General features: G+C 63.2%; 15 protein-coding genes and 1 pseudogene. 6 read left to right on the top strand and 10 right to left on the bottom strand.

The annotated features are described in order from the left end of the window. Positions 1-137: 137 nt before the first annotated feature. Entirely contained in the window at positions 138-425 is a 288-nt protein-coding gene (locus ACZ6YA_RS18580; protein ID WP_346615854.1) for a hypothetical protein, read from the top strand. An 85-nt stretch (positions 426-510) separates the two neighbouring features. Beyond that, the gene (locus ACZ6YA_RS18575; protein WP_465898552.1) at positions 511-1,125 is read left to right on the top strand and encodes a Yip1 family protein; all 615 of its coding nucleotides are present in this window, start codon (positions 511-513) and stop codon (positions 1,123-1,125) included. Between the two features lie 17 nt (positions 1,126-1,142). On the opposite strand, the gene ACZ6YA_RS18570 is transcribed toward ACZ6YA_RS18575, so the two are convergent. The 5 genes from ACZ6YA_RS18570 to ACZ6YA_RS18550 all read right to left on the bottom strand — a co-directional run bounded on the left by ACZ6YA_RS18570 (position 1,143) and on the right by ACZ6YA_RS18550 (position 5,151). After that, positions 1,143-1,403, bottom strand: a complete 261-nt coding sequence (locus ACZ6YA_RS18570) for a DUF1652 domain-containing protein (RefSeq protein WP_465898551.1) — start codon at positions 1,401-1,403, stop codon at positions 1,143-1,145. 204 nt (positions 1,404-1,607) lie between these two features. Beyond that, complete coding sequence (locus ACZ6YA_RS18565; protein WP_465898550.1) at positions 1,608-2,510, bottom strand: DNA-3-methyladenine glycosylase family protein; 903 nt, start codon at positions 2,508-2,510, stop codon at positions 1,608-1,610. Positions 2,511-2,650: 140 nt separating this feature from the next. Beyond that, on the bottom strand, positions 2,651-3,526 hold the full coding sequence (locus ACZ6YA_RS18560) for a pirin family protein (RefSeq protein ID WP_465898549.1): 876 nt from the start codon (positions 3,524-3,526) through the stop codon (positions 2,651-2,653). A gap of 101 nt (positions 3,527-3,627) precedes the next feature. After that, positions 3,628-4,500 (bottom strand): alpha/beta fold hydrolase, encoded by an 873-nt coding sequence (locus tag ACZ6YA_RS18555; protein ID WP_465898548.1) that lies wholly within the window; start codon positions 4,498-4,500, stop codon positions 3,628-3,630. A 21-nt stretch (positions 4,501-4,521) separates the two neighbouring features. After that, the gene (locus ACZ6YA_RS18550; RefSeq protein ID WP_465898547.1) at positions 4,522-5,151 is read right to left on the bottom strand and encodes a LysE family translocator; all 630 of its coding nucleotides are present in this window, start codon (positions 5,149-5,151) and stop codon (positions 4,522-4,524) included. A gap of 128 nt (positions 5,152-5,279) precedes the next feature. Between ACZ6YA_RS18550 and ACZ6YA_RS18545 the strand changes: the two genes are divergently transcribed. Then, entirely contained in the window at positions 5,280-5,759 is a 480-nt protein-coding gene (locus ACZ6YA_RS18545; protein WP_465898546.1) for a GNAT family N-acetyltransferase, read from the top strand. 110 nt (positions 5,760-5,869) lie between these two features. Here the strand turns inward: ACZ6YA_RS18545 and ACZ6YA_RS18540 are convergent, their stop codons facing one another. From ACZ6YA_RS18540 to ACZ6YA_RS18525, 4 genes are all read right to left on the bottom strand, one after another. Then, on the bottom strand, positions 5,870-6,799 hold the full coding sequence (locus tag ACZ6YA_RS18540) for an aliphatic sulfonate ABC transporter substrate-binding protein (RefSeq protein ID WP_465898545.1): 930 nt from the start codon (positions 6,797-6,799) through the stop codon (positions 5,870-5,872). Positions 6,800-6,802: 3 nt separating this feature from the next. Continuing rightward, the gene (mgrA, locus tag ACZ6YA_RS18535; protein ID WP_465898544.1) at positions 6,803-7,846 is read right to left on the bottom strand and encodes an L-glyceraldehyde 3-phosphate reductase; all 1,044 of its coding nucleotides are present in this window, start codon (positions 7,844-7,846) and stop codon (positions 6,803-6,805) included. Next, positions 7,843-9,177: an LLM class flavin-dependent oxidoreductase gene (locus ACZ6YA_RS18530; protein ID WP_465898543.1), complete on the bottom strand. Its 1,335-nt coding sequence runs from the start codon at positions 9,175-9,177 to the stop codon at positions 7,843-7,845. Before ACZ6YA_RS18530 ends, mgrA begins: the two co-directional genes overlap by 4 nt. Positions 9,178-9,332: 155 nt before the next feature. Further along, positions 9,333-11,546, bottom strand: coding sequence for a TonB-dependent receptor (locus tag ACZ6YA_RS18525; RefSeq protein ID WP_465898542.1), 2,214 nt, complete (start codon positions 11,544-11,546; stop codon positions 9,333-9,335). A gap of 259 nt (positions 11,547-11,805) precedes the next feature. On the opposite strand from ACZ6YA_RS18525, the gene ACZ6YA_RS18520 reads away from it, so the two are divergent. Continuing rightward, complete coding sequence (locus tag ACZ6YA_RS18520; protein ID WP_465898541.1) at positions 11,806-12,852, top strand: LacI family DNA-binding transcriptional regulator; 1,047 nt, start codon at positions 11,806-11,808, stop codon at positions 12,850-12,852. 126 nt (positions 12,853-12,978) lie between these two features. After that, positions 12,979-13,914, top strand: coding sequence for a LysR substrate-binding domain-containing protein (locus ACZ6YA_RS18515; protein WP_465898540.1), 936 nt, complete (start codon positions 12,979-12,981; stop codon positions 13,912-13,914). Positions 13,915-13,920: 6 nt separating this feature from the next. On the opposite strand, the gene sodC is transcribed toward ACZ6YA_RS18515, so the two are convergent. Next, a complete protein-coding gene (sodC, locus tag ACZ6YA_RS18510; protein ID WP_465898539.1) occupies positions 13,921-14,436 on the bottom strand; it encodes a superoxide dismutase [Cu-Zn] SodC in 516 nt (171 codons plus the stop codon). 121 nt (positions 14,437-14,557) lie between these two features. On the opposite strand from sodC, the pseudogene ACZ6YA_RS18505 reads away from it, so the two are divergent. Further along, positions 14,558-15,418: pseudogene (locus ACZ6YA_RS18505) on the top strand (LysR family transcriptional regulator); the annotation flags it as partial. Positions 15,419-15,514 lie beyond the last annotated feature (96 nt).

Below are 15,514 nucleotides of genomic sequence, written 5' to 3'. Positions count from 1 at the left end.
CTGGGGGGTGTCCCCATAGCCTTTCCCCACATCGGGGTCTATTTACGACAATTGGCCTCCCCAAAAAAAGTTGAACAACCGCACGTACCCGCTTTCAAAAAACCGATAACAGGTCACTTTGCTGGAGCCCCGCAGCGATGAAGATGCCCGGCCGTTCGCCTAACGCCAATCTGCAACTCGACTATGTGCGCGATACGCTGTTCGGACCGATAGCGCAGAGTGTGGAGTGCCAGTGTCAGCTCGCCGCATTGAATCTCCAGGGCCGCCCCGCCCTGCGGCTGCACATCTGCCCACCGCTGCCAGATAAGGTAGAACGCGCCCACAGCGTGGCGTTCGTGTGGGATGGGCGTAGCTATCATGGTGTGGTCCGGGACCAGGGTAAATGCGGCGATGGTGGCCTGAACCTGCTGGTTGAACTGCAATAAGCCGATCAACGGCGGCGAAGCGAGCTGAACCTGCTGTGAACCGCGCGTCTCCATAAATAAGGGCCTCTGCCTTCAGGAGAACGCCATGAACAGTCCTTTGCTCAAACTATTTACCCACCCTTCAGACGCCTGGATGGAAATCCGCCGCGCCGAAGAAGACCACCCGCAACAATACCTACCCCGCCTGCTGGTCCTGGCATTGATTCCCGCGCTGTGCCTGTTCGTCGGCACCACCACCTTCGGCTGGAGCCTGGCCGCTGAAGAGCGGGTGCGCCTGAGCATGGCCAGTGCTGCACAACTGGCCGGGTTGTTGTACGCCACTACGGTAGTCGGGGTGATATTAATGGGGGTAATGATCCGCTGGATGTCACGCGGCTTCGACGTGCAACCGAGCCTCAGCCAGTGCATCGGCTTTGCCGCCTACTGCGCCTCGCCGTGGTTCTTCGCTGGGATTATCGGGCTGGTACCCATCCGCTGGTTAGTGCTGCTGGTGCTGGTAGCCGCTTCAGCCTATGCGACCGTGCTGTTGTACGGCGGGCTGCAAACCTTCCTGCGGCTGCGCAAGGAACAGGCGATGCTGTTCGCGACCTGTGTATGGGGGGTGGGATTATTGCTACTGGTAACCATCCTGGTGTCGATGATCCTGTTCTGGACCAACGGCCTGATGCCGGAATACGTGCGGCCGGCCAGCCTCGGCTGACCGGCACACGAGGGTAATCAGGCGATCGCCCTCAGCGACGTTGGGTGACTGGCGCGTAGCGCGTGCAGTTGACCCACCAGGTTGACCACATCTCGGCAACTATTGAGGTTCTGCAATGACACCCCGGTGAGGGTAACGCCCTCCTCCAGGCTTTGCCCCTGGCCCAGGCGTATGGTCAAGCTGGACCCATCGGTGCAGCTGACTTCACAGCGGTCAGGCAGGCAGGCCTGTTCAATCATTTGGCGCATTTCCAGTATCGAAACTCCAATCAACGACATGTCACGACCCTCTCTTGTTATGGATGGCCTGTAATTAAGTGAGTACGCCCTTGGCAGGCGGGGTGCCAATTGATAATGCGCATGCCCAAGCGGCCGTCCATGCGCCGGGGCAATGAATATGCAGAAGATCATCTAGCACCTTAGTGGAAGAACAGCCGAGGGCCATGACCGTTCGATCCAATGATGGCACTTGACGACAGGCGGTCAATCGCCCAAGGACGCCCATAAATGCTGCGCGGCATAGGCGCGCCAAGGTTGCCAGGCCAATGACCGCTCGGCCAAATCAGTGCCAGGCCCTTCCAGCAACCGCAACGCCTTGACCAAGGCAACATCACACAACGGAAAAGCATCGCCCTCGCCTGCTTGGCGCAGCGCCAGGTAGTGAGCGCTCCAGGGGCCGATACCCCTCAGGCGGCAAAGATTACCGAGCAGCGTTGGCAGCCCCTGCCCCGCCCTCAGCAAATCGGGTTGATCGAGCAGCGCGCAGGCCATGGTAGCGAGAGTCGCCGCACGAGAGCGGGGCATGCCGAGATTGGCCAAGTCTGCAGCGGCGAGCGCTTGCAGGGTCGGGAACAGGTGGGTCAGGCCGGTGGCCGGCACGCTCAGTGGTTGCCCATGACGCGCCACCAGGCGTGCGGCCAGGGTCATGGCACCGGCCACGCTGATCTGCTGGCCGAGCACGGTGCGCATGGCTTGCTCGCAGGCGTCCCAACCTTGCGGCACGCGCAGGCCTGGGCGGGCAGCAACCAGCTTGGCCATCAGTGGATCGCTCGACAAGGCAGTCGCGATGCGTGCTGGGTCGGCATCCAGGTCGAAGACCCGGCGGATGCGGGCGATCAAGGCGGGAATTGCGGCGCTGCCAATGGCGCTGATGCGGATGTGGAGATGGTTGCCCGCTGCGGGCCTGGCTTCGAGAACGGCATGTTGGCCGTTGATGACCAGGGTACGACGGTAGCTGCCGTTGCTGAAGGTTTCGATGCCGGTAATGCAGCGGGCCGACAGGAATGCCAGGGTCGAGGGCCAATGATAGGGGGCACGGTAGCGCAGCCACAGGGAATGGTGGCCGTTGGGATTGAGGATGCGACGTACGGCGTGCAGGTGAGTCATTGCGTCATGATGCCAGGGTTTTCGCCAGCTGTGCCGGCCTCTTCGCGGGCAAGCCCGCTCCCACAGGGACAACACCGTATTCAAAGGGAATGGCTTTCCTGTGGGAGCGGGCTTGCCCGCGAAGAAGCCGGCGCAGGCTGTCAGTTAGTTTCGTCCTCCATCTGCCCAAACCGCCCGGAATGGAAATCATCGAACGACTCGGCAATCTCCGCCTGGCTATTCATCACAAACGGGCCATAGCCCACGATCGGTTCATCGATCGGCTCGCCGCTGAGTAACAGCACACTGGCGCCTTCGAGCGCCTCGACCATCACGTCTTCGCCATCGCGCTCAAGCAACACCAGGCTGGCTGGCCCAGCCTCACGCTCGGCATCGACCCGCACCGTTCCACGCAGTACCACCAGCGCGGCATTGCGGCCTGCAGCGATGGGCAAGCGCAGCGTCGAACCACCCTTCAGGCGCATGTCCCAGACGTCCATCGCGGTAAATGTCCGCGCCGGGCCCTGATTCCCTTGGTATTGGCCAGCGATCACCCGCAGGCTGCCAGCGTCACCCTCAAGCGCCACGTTCGGGATATCCGCCGCAAGCAGCGTCTGATATCCGGCAGCCGCACGCTTGTCGCGCGCCGGCAGGTTGACCCACAGCTGCACCATTTCAAGCAGGCCGCCACTGCGCGCGAACGCCGGGGAATGGAACTCTTCATGGATGATGCCATTGGCGGCGGTCATCCACTGCACGTCCCCTGGGCCGATCAGGCCACCGGCACCGGTTGAATCGCGGTGTTCCAACTCACCCTGATAAACGATGGTGACGGTTTCGAAGCCCCGGTGAGGATGCTGGCCGACCCCCCGCCGCTCAGTAGTCGGAGTGAAATCGTGTGGGCCTGCGTAGTCCAGCAGCAGGAATGGGCTGACCTGGCTGGCCAGGTTGTCGTAGGTGAACAGGCTGCGCACCGGGAAGCCATCGCCTACCCAGTGGGCGTGAGGGCTGCGGTGAATACCCAGGATCTTTTTCATGAGAAATCTCCTCTCTAAGGCTGGGTTAACCTTATCAATGAGACTAATTAGTCGGTAGCCAGTGCAAATGGCATTGATCGTTCCATCAATGGAACAATCCGTTAACCCTGCAGGAAATCCAACACCTGCTGTGCTGCCATGGCTGGGGCCTCCTGCATGAAACAGTGCCCACCGGCTACCTGGCGAGCTTGGACGTTTGCATTGAGGGATGCCAACCGCTGCACCGAATGGGGCACGAAGGGATAGGTCTGCTCACCGTACAACACCCGTGCAGGGGTCTGAATGGCGGCCAGCTGCGCCCACATCCGTGCCGGGAACGAACTGAAAATCTCCACCTCGCGGCTGGGGCGGCACTTGAGCACTACGCCCTCACCGCAATCGCCAAGCGCGTGCTCGATATAAGCCTGTAAAGCCGCATCGTGCCAACCCTTGAAAATCCCCCGTCCCTGCAGCGAGGCCAGTGCCGCCTCGCGGTCTGGCCAGTGGCTGCGGCGGCTCGCGGCCTTGCGCGCAAGGGCATGCCGGCGGTGCAGGCCGACCAGCGCAGCCGCCCCCATCACACCGATCATGCGCCGGCTGAAGAGCACCGGGTCGAGCAGCACGGCACGTTCAAATAGGCCCGGCTTGCTGGCGAGGATCAACCCCGTGAGCACGCCGCCGAAGCTGTGCCCCAGCGCAAAGCGTGCAACTTCACCATATTCGCCACGACCCGCCTCGAAGGCCTCCACCGCCAAGGCAGCAGTACGGTTCCAACCGCGGAATACGCCACCATGGTCACTGTCGCCATGCCCCTGGACATCACACAGCCAAAGGTCGAAATGCTCGCCAAGGCGCATCAGCATCGGCTCGTAAGCCAGGCAGCAAAAACCGTTGCCATGCAGGAAATGCAGCAACGGCCTGCCGCTGGCGGGCGAGCGCCAGCCGCGCAGGGTGAAACCTTCGGAGCATTCATGGGACCAGGGGATCAACTGCATGGGTTCGTGCTACTCGCCGCGTTACGAAAACGACGATTCTACAAACAGCAGCGGGTACAGCGATATCACCAGCAACAGGGCCATCAGGACATTGAACAGCATCAGCCAGCGCGGGTTCTGCAACAGGTTGCGCAGGGCACTGCCGCACATCACCCACACCCCCACGCTTGGCAGGTTGACCAAGGCGAACACCGCTGCAACGAGGATCACGTTCATCACATAGCCCTGGGCTGGCGTGTAAGTGGTGATCGCCCCCACTGCCATCACCCAGGCCTTGGGGTTGACCCACTGGAATGCCGCTGCGCCGAGAAAGCTCAGCGGCTTGCGAGCGTTGGGCGAGTCGGCGCTGAGCGGCCCAGAGGTGGCGATCTTCCAAGCCAGGTACAGTAAGTAGGCGGCGCCCACGTAGCGCAGAATGGTGTACAACGCAGGCCAAGCCTTGAACACCTCGCCCAGGCCCAGGCCGACGGCCAGCACCATGATCATGAAGCCGATACTGATGCCCAGCGCATGGGGGATCGAACGGCGCACACCGAAGTTAACGCCCGACGCCAGCAACATGGTGTTGTTGGGTCCCGGGGTGATCGAAGAAACGAAGGCAAACAGCACGAAGGCGGTGAGCAGGTCGAAAGAGGCAAGCATGGCAGGCATTCCAGGAGCGTTATAAGTGCTGTCACACTACTGGAGTCGCCCTGCCCTGCGACCGGTACAGTTGTATTAAATTACGCAGATACACATTACTGTATCGCTACCGACACTTCAGAACATGGGAGCCCTGCATGAGCTTGACCATCCGCCCCGCCGTCCGCACCGACGCTACGCAAATCCTTGCCTTCATCACCGAATTGGCCGATTACGAACGTGCCCGCCATGAGGTGATCGCCAGCGTTGCCGATATCGAGCATAGCCTGTTCGACGCGGGCAGTACGGTGCACAGCCTGATTTGCGAGCGCGATGGCAAGGCGATCGGGTTTGCCGTGTACTTCTACAGTTATTCGACCTGGTTGGGGCGTAACGGGATTTACCTGGAAGACCTGTATATCACGCCGGAGCAACGCGGCGGTGGCGCCGGCCGCGACCTTTTGCGGCATATCGCGCGGGAGGCGGTGGAGAAACGTTGCGGGCGATTGGAGTGGAGTGTGCTCGACTGGAATGAACCGGCGATCGGTTTCTACAAGTCGCTGGGGGCCGAGCCGCAGGATGAGTGGGTGCGGTATCGGTTGGATGGGGACAAGCTACTAGCGTTTGCCCGCGGTTGATCGGCAGTCTGAACCGGCCCTTTCGCGGGGCAAGTCCGCTCCCACAAGTATCGGGTCGCCGCAAAACCTGTGGGAGCGGGCTTGTCCGCGAATGGGCCGGAACTGTTACATCATTTCGGCCGCCAAACTGCTCTCGCAATATCCACCCGTTTGGGCAACACCCGATTCTCGAAAAACAACGCCGCCGTACGCTGCTGCGCCGCCACGATCTCGTCACTCACCGCAATCACTGGCGACGCCGGCCGATGACTGAAGCTGCGCCGCACCACGGCCTCCGGCAAGCCCATGAACTGCGCCAACAGCCTGATGCTGCCCGCTTCATCCGTGCGCGTCAGCGCCTCGGCGCGCGTGATTTCGTCCAGCAGTTGCTTGACGAAATCACCATTGGACTCGACATAGCCCCGCGCACCCAGCATGAACGGCCCGATCAACCCCAGCCCTTCGCCGTCGGCCAGCAACCGCGCCTTGCCTTCCAGGTCAATCGCCGAATAGAACGGATCCCAGATCGCCCAGGCATCCACGCTGCCGCGTTCGAAGGCCGCGCGCGCATCTGCCGGCGCCAGGTACACGGGTTGCACGTCACGGATGCTCAAGCCGGCCTTGGCCAAGCTGCGCAACAGCAAATTGTGCGCACTGGAACCCTTTTGCAGGGCAACGCGCTTGCCTTTGAGCTCGGCAACCGACTGGATCGGACTGCCCTTGGGCACCAGGATCACCTCGGCTTTCGGCTTGGGCGGCTCGGCGCCGATGTACAGCAGGTCGGCACCCGCTGCCTGGGCGAAGATCGGCGGAATGTCGCCGGTGGAACCGATGTCCAGGCTGCCGATGTTCAGGGCTTCGAGCATCTGCGGGCCGGCGGGAAACTCGATCCACTCGACCTGGGTGTTGGCAAAGCGCTGCTCCAGCAGGCGGTGCTGCTTGGCCAGCACCAAACTGATGGAGCCCTTCTGGTAACCGATGCGCAAGGTGGCAGGGTCAGCCGCCTGCACCGTACCGGCCAGGGCCAGCAGCGCAATCAAGGCGAAGCGTGCTAAGCGCATCGGTCACTCCTTCCAGTCGGTCGAGGGTTTTTCCCAGAGATTGATTCCGCCTTCCACGGCGTACTGGTCGATCTCGGCCAGCTCCTCGGAGCTGAATGCCAGGTTATCGAGCGCTGCCACGTTTTCGATGATCTGCTCGGGTCGGCTGGCGCCGATCAGTGCCGAACTGACCCGTGGATCGCGCAGGGTCCAGGCCAGTGCCAGTTGCGCCAGGCTCTGGCCCCGGCGCTGGGCGATTTCATTCAAGGCCCGAGCACGGGAGACATTGGCTTCGGACAAATGCTGCGGCAGCAACGAGCCGCCGCCTGCACGGTTGACCCGGGCATCGGCCGGGATGCCATCGAGGTACTTGTCACTGAGCAGCCCCTGGGCCAGGGCGGTGAACACGATTACGCCGGTGCCCAGTTCAGCTGTGGCATCGAGCAAGTCATGTTCGATCCAGCGGTTGAACAGGTTGTACGAAGGCTGGTGGATCAGCAGCGGCACCTTCAACTCTGCCAACAGCGCGGCGATTTCACGTGTTTTTCCGGCCGAATAGGACGAGATACCGATGTACAGCGCTTTGCCCTGGCGGACGATATCGGCCAGGGCGATGGCGGTCTCTTCAAGCGGCGTGTCGGCGTCGAACCGGTGCGAGTAGAAGATATCGACATAGTCCAGGCCCAGACGCTGCAAGCTCTGGTCGAGGCTGGCAATCAGGTATTTGCGCGAACTGCCGCCCTGCCCGTACGGCCCCGGCCACATGTCCCAGCCGGCCTTGCTGGAGATGATCAGCTCATCGCGGTAACTGCGCAGGTCTTCGCGCAGCAGGCGGCCGAAGTTGGTTTCGGCACTGCCGTAGGGCGGGCCGTAGTTGTTGGCCAGGTCGAAGTGGTTGATGCCGGCGTCGAACGCCGTGTGCAGCAAGGCGCGCTGGATAGCGATGGGCGTGGCGTCGCCAAAGTTGTGCCACAGGCCCAGGGACAGGGCCGGCAGCACCAGACCACTGCGGCCGACTTTCCGGTAAGGCATGCGCGCATAGCGCTCGGGATGTGCGGTGTAGCTCATGGTTGACCTCGTTCGGCGAAGAATGGGTTGACGGGACGCGCCAGCCCCAGGTGCTCGCGCAAGGTGCGGCCTTGGTACTGGCGGCGAAACAAACCGCGGCGTTGCAGCTCGGGGACCACCTGGGTGGCGAAGTCCTCCAGCCCTTGTGGCAGGTGCGGCACCAGCACGTTGAAGCCATCGGCGGCCCGGCCTTCGAACCACGCCTGCAGCGCGTCGGCGATCTGGGTTGACGTGCCGACCAGGCTGTAATGCCCTCGCCCGCCGGCAATGCGTCGGCCCAGTTCGGCCAGGGTCAGTTGTTCATTGCCGGCCAGCTCGGTGAGCAGTTGCTGGCGGCTGCGCTGGCCGTCCTGGGTGGGCGGCAGGTCTGGCAACGGGCCGTCCAGCGGGTAGCCGGACAGGTCGAAGTTGCCCAGCATACGCCCGAGCAATGCGACGCCAACGCGAGGGTCGACCAGGTCCTGGAATTGCTGGTGCTTTTCTTGAGCCTCAGCGGCGCTGCGCCCGACCACGACGAACACCCCGGGCATGATCTTCAACGCGTCCTCGTTGCGCCCATGGCGCGCCAAGCGGCCCTTCAGGTCGGCATAAAAGGCTTGGGCACGGGCCAGGCTGGGTTGAGCGGTGAACACCACCTCGGCACTTTCGGCCGCCAGTTCGCGCCCCGCCTCCGATGAACCGGCCTGCACCAGCACCGGCCGGCCCTGGGGTGAACGGGCAACGTTCAACGGGCCCCGAACGCGAAAGTGCTCCCCGGCATGATCGAGGCTGCGTACCGCGTCTGAGCGATGGAACTGGCCGCTTACCTTGTCACGCACGAATGCATCGTCCGCCCAGCTGTCCCACAGCCCCTGGACCACCTGCTGAAACTCGCGCGCCCGGGCATAGCGCTCGGCGTGCGGGATATGCGCATCGCGACCGAAATTGCCCGCCTCGGCGGCGGCGTCGGAGGTGACCAGGTTCCAGCCTGCACGGCCACCCGAGAGATGATCCAGCGAAGCGTACTTGCGTGCTACGTGGTATGGCTCGTTGTAGCTGGTGGTGGCCGTGGCGATCAGGCCGATGCGTTCGGTCACCGCGCTCAGCGCCGACAACAGGGTCAGTGGCTCGAAGTACACCGAACGGGCGCTGTGGCTGGCCAGGGCGTCCGTCGGTGCGGCGACGCTGTCGGCAACGAACAGCGCGTCGAAGCAGGCGGCCTCGGCGATCTGCGCGGTGCGGCGGTAGCTGGCGAAGTCCAGCGGATCAGCCGGTACGTCCGGGTGGCGCCAGGCCGCGAGGTGGTGCCCGGTGGCCATGAGGAAGGCGCCGAGGCTCATTTGACGACTCATGTCGATCTCCTTTGATTCAGGCCGCTTAGGGGGCTTCTATGGGAGCGGCTTTTGTGGGAGCGGCTTGAGCCGCGAACACCGGCGCAGCCGGTGCCATCCACCGCGTCGCTTGTTTCGCGGCTAAAGCCGCTCCTACCGGGGTTTGCGTAACGTGGTTAAAAGTCCTTGCGCAGTTGCACGCCGAAATAACGCCCGTCGTCACGCGGCACCGAGCGGTAGATGTAGTCCCCGCCGCTGGCCAGCATCTGCGCGTACGACTTGTCACCGAGGTTCTTGCCCAGCAGCGCCACGCGCCAGCCGTCGTTGTAGTCGGCCAGGGCGATGCTGGCGTTCCAGATGCCGTAGGCGCCTTGCACGGTGTCGGGGTTCTGGTCGAGGCTGAACTGCACGTCGTCCTGCCAGCTGTAGTCGCTGGACAGTTCGATATCCAGGCCGTTGTCCAGCGGGATCGAATAGTCCGCCCGCACATAGGTTTTCCAATCCGGGGTAAACGGCAGGCGACCGCCGTCGATGTTGCAGTTGGCCGCAGCGCCCACCGGGCAGTTGAAGTGGTCGACCCGCGCCTTGGTGTAGGCCAGCGCCGCCGACAGCTTGAGCTGGCGAGTGGCCTGGAAGCTGGTGTCCAGTTCCACGCCCTGGGTCTTGACCTTGCCGGCGTTGACCAGGCGGGTCACCACCTGGTTGGCGACGGTGTCGTAGAAGTTGGCCTGGTAGTCGTCGTAGTCGGTGTGGAACACCGCCAAGTTGGCCATCAGGCGGTTGTCCAGTGCCGTGCCCTTGAGGCCGATTTCGTAGGCGTCGGAGGTTTCCGGCTTGAGCGCGTCGGTGTCGCGCGGCTGCATGTTGAAGAACACGTTGTAGGCCGGGCCTTTGTAGCCGCGCGAGTAGGTGACATAACCGGTGAGGTTGTCGCTGAAGTCGTATTGCAGGCCCGTGCGGCCGCTCCAGCCATCTTCGTCCACCGAGCCGGAGCTGGAGGTGGAAGGCTGGATGCCGGTGACGGCGGTGGACGAGGTGGAGACGCGACGGTGGTCGTATTCGAGGTCGTCGTGGGTCCAGCGCAGGCCGAAGATGGCACGGAAGTCGTCGGTGAAGTTGAAGGTGTTTTCACCAAACAGGGCAACGCTGTCGTTGGTCGTCGAGTAGTCGGCCCGGCCTGTATTGGCCAACCCGGTGTTGATCGACAGGCGCTGGTAGGTTTCGTTGGATGTGCCGTGCATGTAGAAGGCACCCAGCACGTATTCGTTGAACTGGCCCTTGGGCGAGGTCAGGCGAAACTCCTGGCTGTACTGGTCGTAGTCCACCGTGCCTTTGTCGTGCGATGCGGTGACCGGCAGCAATGCGCGGCGGTCGCCGTCCTGGTACTGGGTATTGTCCCAGCCGCGCCAGGCGCTGATCGAGGTCAGGGTGTAGTCGCCCAGCTGCCAGTCGAGCTGAGCCGACAGGCCCTGGTTCTGGTCTTCGACGTGGGTCTTGAAGTCGCTGTTGATATCGCGGTTGTGGGCGCTGGGTGTGACCGGTCGTAGCGAGTTGGCGAAGGCGCTGCTGGCCTGTGTGATCACGCCGCTGGGCAAAGTGTCCTCCCCCTTCATGTAATCGGCGATCAGGGTCAGGCGCAGGGCTTCGCTGGGCTCGAATTCCAGCTTGCCGCGCACACCCTTGCGCTCGTAGCCGTTGACGTCGTGGCCATTGGCGAGGTTCTCGACGTTGCCGTCATAGTCGCCCCACAGCGTGCTGAGCGAGCCCTTGAGCTGCTCGTTCAGGCGGCCACCAATGCCGAAGCGCAGGCGGTTTTCGTCACCGCCGCCGAAGTGTGAGTAGTCCACATAGCCCTGGGTCTGCTCGGGGATGGCTTTGCTGACCACATTCAGCACACCGGCCGATGCGTTCTTGCCGAACAGCGTGCCTTGCGGGCCGCGCAGCACTTCGATGCGTTCAAGGTCGAGCAGATCGAGGGTGGATTGGCCAGGGCGGCCGAACACCACACCGTCGACCACGGTGGCCACGGTCGGCTCGACGCCAGGTGACGTGGAGATGGTGCCCACGCCGCGGATGAACAGTGAGGTGTCCTTGTTCGAGGCGCCGGCACGGTAGTTGAGGGCCGGTACTTGCTGGACGATGCTGGCGACGTTGTTGCGGTTGTCGCGTTCAAGCTGTTCGCCGTCGACCACCGACACGGCCACCGGCACCGCCTGCAAGGTCGATTCGCGACGGGTGGCGGTTACCGTCACCGCGCCCAGCGAAGTCGCCTGCGGGGGGTACTCGGCCGGCTCGGCAGCCTGTGCGCATTGGCCAACGGCGGCCAGCAACACAGCGGCGGCCAGGGGTTGGCGCTGGGTAAAAGGGAACGTGCTACGGCTTTTCTGCATGATGCTCACTCTGCCAATCGAGACCAGACCAGGCCCCATCCGGGGCCGACACGGGTATTGCTGGGGTTGTCTGGTCTCGCTCGTGCGAGTGGCAGGCGCTTGCCAACAGCAGCGCTTGTTAGCGCTAACATGAGCAAGTATCAGAGGCGGTTGCTTAGCAGGTCAAATACTAAAAATGCAGATTTATATGCAATAAAGCTATTTGCCAGAGGTGTGGCCGTTAGCGCTAACATCACGGCATTTCTCAAGGATGTCACCCGTGAGCCAAGCCAAGGATCCACCCCGCAAGCGCCGTGGTGCCGGCCGCGTCACCCTTGCAGAAGTGGCGCGGGCAGCCGATGTTTCGGCCATCAGCGTGTCCCGTTATTTCAACCAGCCCCATCAGGTTTCGCCGCCATTGCGCGAACGTATCGAAGCCGCCGTCCAGGCTTTAGGCTATGTGCCAAATCTGGTGGCGGGTGGCCTTGCTTCGGCACGCGGGCGTATCGTCGGCATGGTGATCCCGAACATCTCCGGGCCAATCTTCGCTCAGACCATCCAGGCCTTCAGCGACACCCTCAGCCGGCACGGCTATCAGTTGCTTCTGGCTTCCAGTTACTTCGATGAGGCTCAGGAAGAAAGCGCCGTACGCGCCATCCTCGGCTGGTCGCCTGCTGCATTGGTGGTCACCAGCCGTTTCCACAGCCCGGCAACCGAAAAGATGCTGGCCGAAGCCGACGTGCCGGTGGTCGAAATCTGGGACTACTGCCCCGAACGCACACCGATGCAGGTGGGCTTTCTGCATCATCAGGTCGGCGTGCAGGCGTGCCGCTATCTGCTGGATAAAGGCCATCGGCGCATTGCCTTCGTGCAGAACAGCGCAGCCGGCGACCTGAGTGCGCTGGAGCGGCGCGACGGCTATAGCGCAACTCTGCACGAAGCGGGGCTTGAGCCGTGGGTGTTCGTGCCATCGGCTGACAGCACAGCGTTCGAAGCGGGCAAGCAGGCCATGGAGGCGTTGATCCGCCGTAACCCGCCCCCGGAGGCGATCATCTTCGCCAATGACAACTTGGCTGCGGGCGCCCTGCTCGCCGGCCAGCGCGCGGGGCTGCGTTTGCCCGAGGACATGGCGATCGTGGGGTTTGGCGACTATGCGTTTGCCGAAATGCTGATGCCAAGCCTGACTACCCTGCGCCCGCCGTCGCGGGAGATTGGCGAACTGGCGGCGCTGCGGGTATTGCAGCACCTTGGGGCACTGCGGCCTGATGGTGATGTTCAGCGCCTGAATTTGCTGGAGTGTGAGCTCATTGCCCGCGAAAGTGCGTGAGCCAGGGAACACGCTATGGGCGTATGGCGGGTGACCGCTTAGTCACCGTACTACCCCCGCGACGATTTTTCTGCCACTGTCAGCGCGCGGCGCGGACCAGCGCGCCGTGCCTTGCCAGGACGTCGCATGAAAACACAAGAAAACGGCAATACGCACAAGGGCTACCGACGCATCATCCCCTCGATGACCGCGCTTCTCGATTTCGAGGCGGTGGCCCGCCACGGCAGCTTTACCCTGGCCGCTCGCGAGTTGGGGGTAACCCAGGCGGCGGTGAGCAAGCAGGTCCGCCAGCTCGAAGAGAGCCTGGGTAACCAGTTGTTCCAGCGCCTGCACCGAGGCATTCGCCTGACCAGCGAGGGCCAGGCGTTGTTCGCGGTGCTGTCCGAATCGCTGCAAAAAGTCGCGGCGGTGTTCGACCGCATCAGCGAAGGCAGCGGCGAGCAGGAGTTGGTACTCAGCTCGACCGCCACCTTTTCCCAGCTGCGGGTGATGCCGCGCCTGGGCAAATTGCGTGCGGCCATGCCGCAGTTGCGCTTGCGCCTGGCCACGCAAATGTTCACCGGCGACCTGCGCAACCACGATGTCGACCTGCTGGTGCGCTATGGCAACGGTCGTTGGCTGGATGGCAGCGCGCTGCACTTGTTCGACGAGGAGATCTTTCCGGTGTGCTCGCCCAAGTGGCTGGCAAACAATTCCGTACCCGACTCGCTGGAGGCGCTTTATGAAGTCGACCTGCTCGACGCCGATGCCACCACCGAAGGCTGGATGACTTGGCCAACCTGGTTCCGCGAGCTGGGCGGCAACCCGCCGAAATTGCGCTACAGCCTGCGTTGCCACCTGTACAGTGACAACATCCAGGCCGCATTGCATGGGCATGGTGTGGCGCTTGGCTGGGGGCGGATGATCGATCACCTATTGACATCGGGTGAGTTGGTGCGGATTACCGACTTGGTGGTACGGCCGCGAGAAGCGTATTACCTGGTGGTGCCCCATGGGCGGGATATCACGCCCACGGTGCTGGGGTTGGTGGACTGGCTGCGGGACGCGCTGCCAGCCCCTTAACCAGTGCTACTGCACGACCCCACAGGCAAACCGCGCACCGCCGCCACCGAGCTTCTCGGGGTGGTCGCTGTGGTTGTCGCCGCCGGCATGCACCATCAGCGCATGCCCTTTGAAGTCGGACGCCTTCAGGCGTGGCGCCAATACCGGATAGGTAGCCTTGCCGTCCGCGCCGACATACAGCGCCGGCAGGTCACCGCGGTGGCCACCGTCGTCATAGGGGCCTTTGTGCGCGTTGGTCTTGTCCGGATCCCAGTGGCCACCCGCTGCACCTGCCGGTACGGGCTTGCCGTTTTCCTCAGCCGGTGCGCACGAGGGATTCTGATGCAGGTGGAAGCCATGCACACCTGGCGGCAGGTCCTTGAGGTCTGGGGTAAGCACGGTGCCGTACTTGTTCTGCTCGATGCTGACGGTGCCGATCACCTTGCCTGGGCCGTCCGGCCCCGCCAGTTTGAGTTCCACCGTCTCAGCAGCTTGTGCAAGGCCGGCCGAAGCCAGCAATGCGGTGAGTACCAGTGCTTTCATGTCGTGTCTCCAGGGCTTGGGATGGGCGGGTGTCGTACCCACATGACAAGTGGGACTGCGTAGGTTGCCAGGCATTCCATCCAGCCACAGAATGAAATACTTCCCATCGGAGCCCTTCCGCGTGTCACTCAAAGCCCTGCGCACCCTCGTCACCATCGCTCGCCACGGCACCTTCGCCCGCGCTGCCGACCTGCTCAGCCTCACGCCTTCGGCAGTGAGCCTGCACATCAAGACGCTGGAAGACGAACTTCAGGTTGAGCTATTCGACCGCAGCCGCCGCCAGGTGGTGCTGACCGAGGCTGGGCAACTGGCCGTGGCACGGGCCGGGACCATCCTCGCTGCCTATGACGAACTGGCCGATGCCGTGTCCACTGGCCCGAGCCTGCGCGGCCGACTGCGCCTGGGGGCCATTCATACGGTGCTGGCCCGGCGCCTGCCCCGGGCGCTGGTGTGGATCAAGGCACACCACCCGGACCTGCACATCAGCGTGGCCTCCGGCATGTCGGCGGAGCTGGCGCGACGCATCGAAGACGGCGACCTGGATGCCGCGATCACCACCGAGCCGGTCAGCCCCTACCCGCAGAGCCTGGATTACACGCCGTTGTTCGAGGACCGCTTCTGGGCTATCGCCAGCCCTGAGCTGGCCGGCAAGAGCCTGCCGCAACTGCTCGCCAGCCAACCCTTCCTGCGTTTCGACAAGCGCGCCTGGGCGGGCCGCCAGATCGAACAGGAACTGCGCCGCCAGCATCTGCAGGTCAGCGAGCAGATGGAACTGGACAGCCAGGAAGCGCTAGCGAGCATGGCGGTGACGGGCCTGGGGGTCGCGATCATTCCCATGTCAGATGAGGACCTGCAGCGCTTGCCGGCGGCTACCTGTTTGCCATTCGGCGAGCCGCAGCTGAAACGGCGCGTGGTGCTGCTGGAGCATGAGAAGAGTCAGCGTCGGCATTTGAGTGCGGTGTTGAAGACAGCGCTGGAGGCGGGTGGGAGCAACTGTCTTCCACAAAACTTAGAAAGCTGCGCGATCCCTGTGGGAGCGGGCTTGTCCCGCGAACACGGGCGAAGCCCGTGCCATCCA

This window comes from Pseudomonas sp. NPDC090752, from assembly GCF_055584805.1.
The sequence above is the reverse complement of the archived record's forward strand: the minus strand, read 5'-3'. Positions and strand labels throughout refer to the sequence as shown.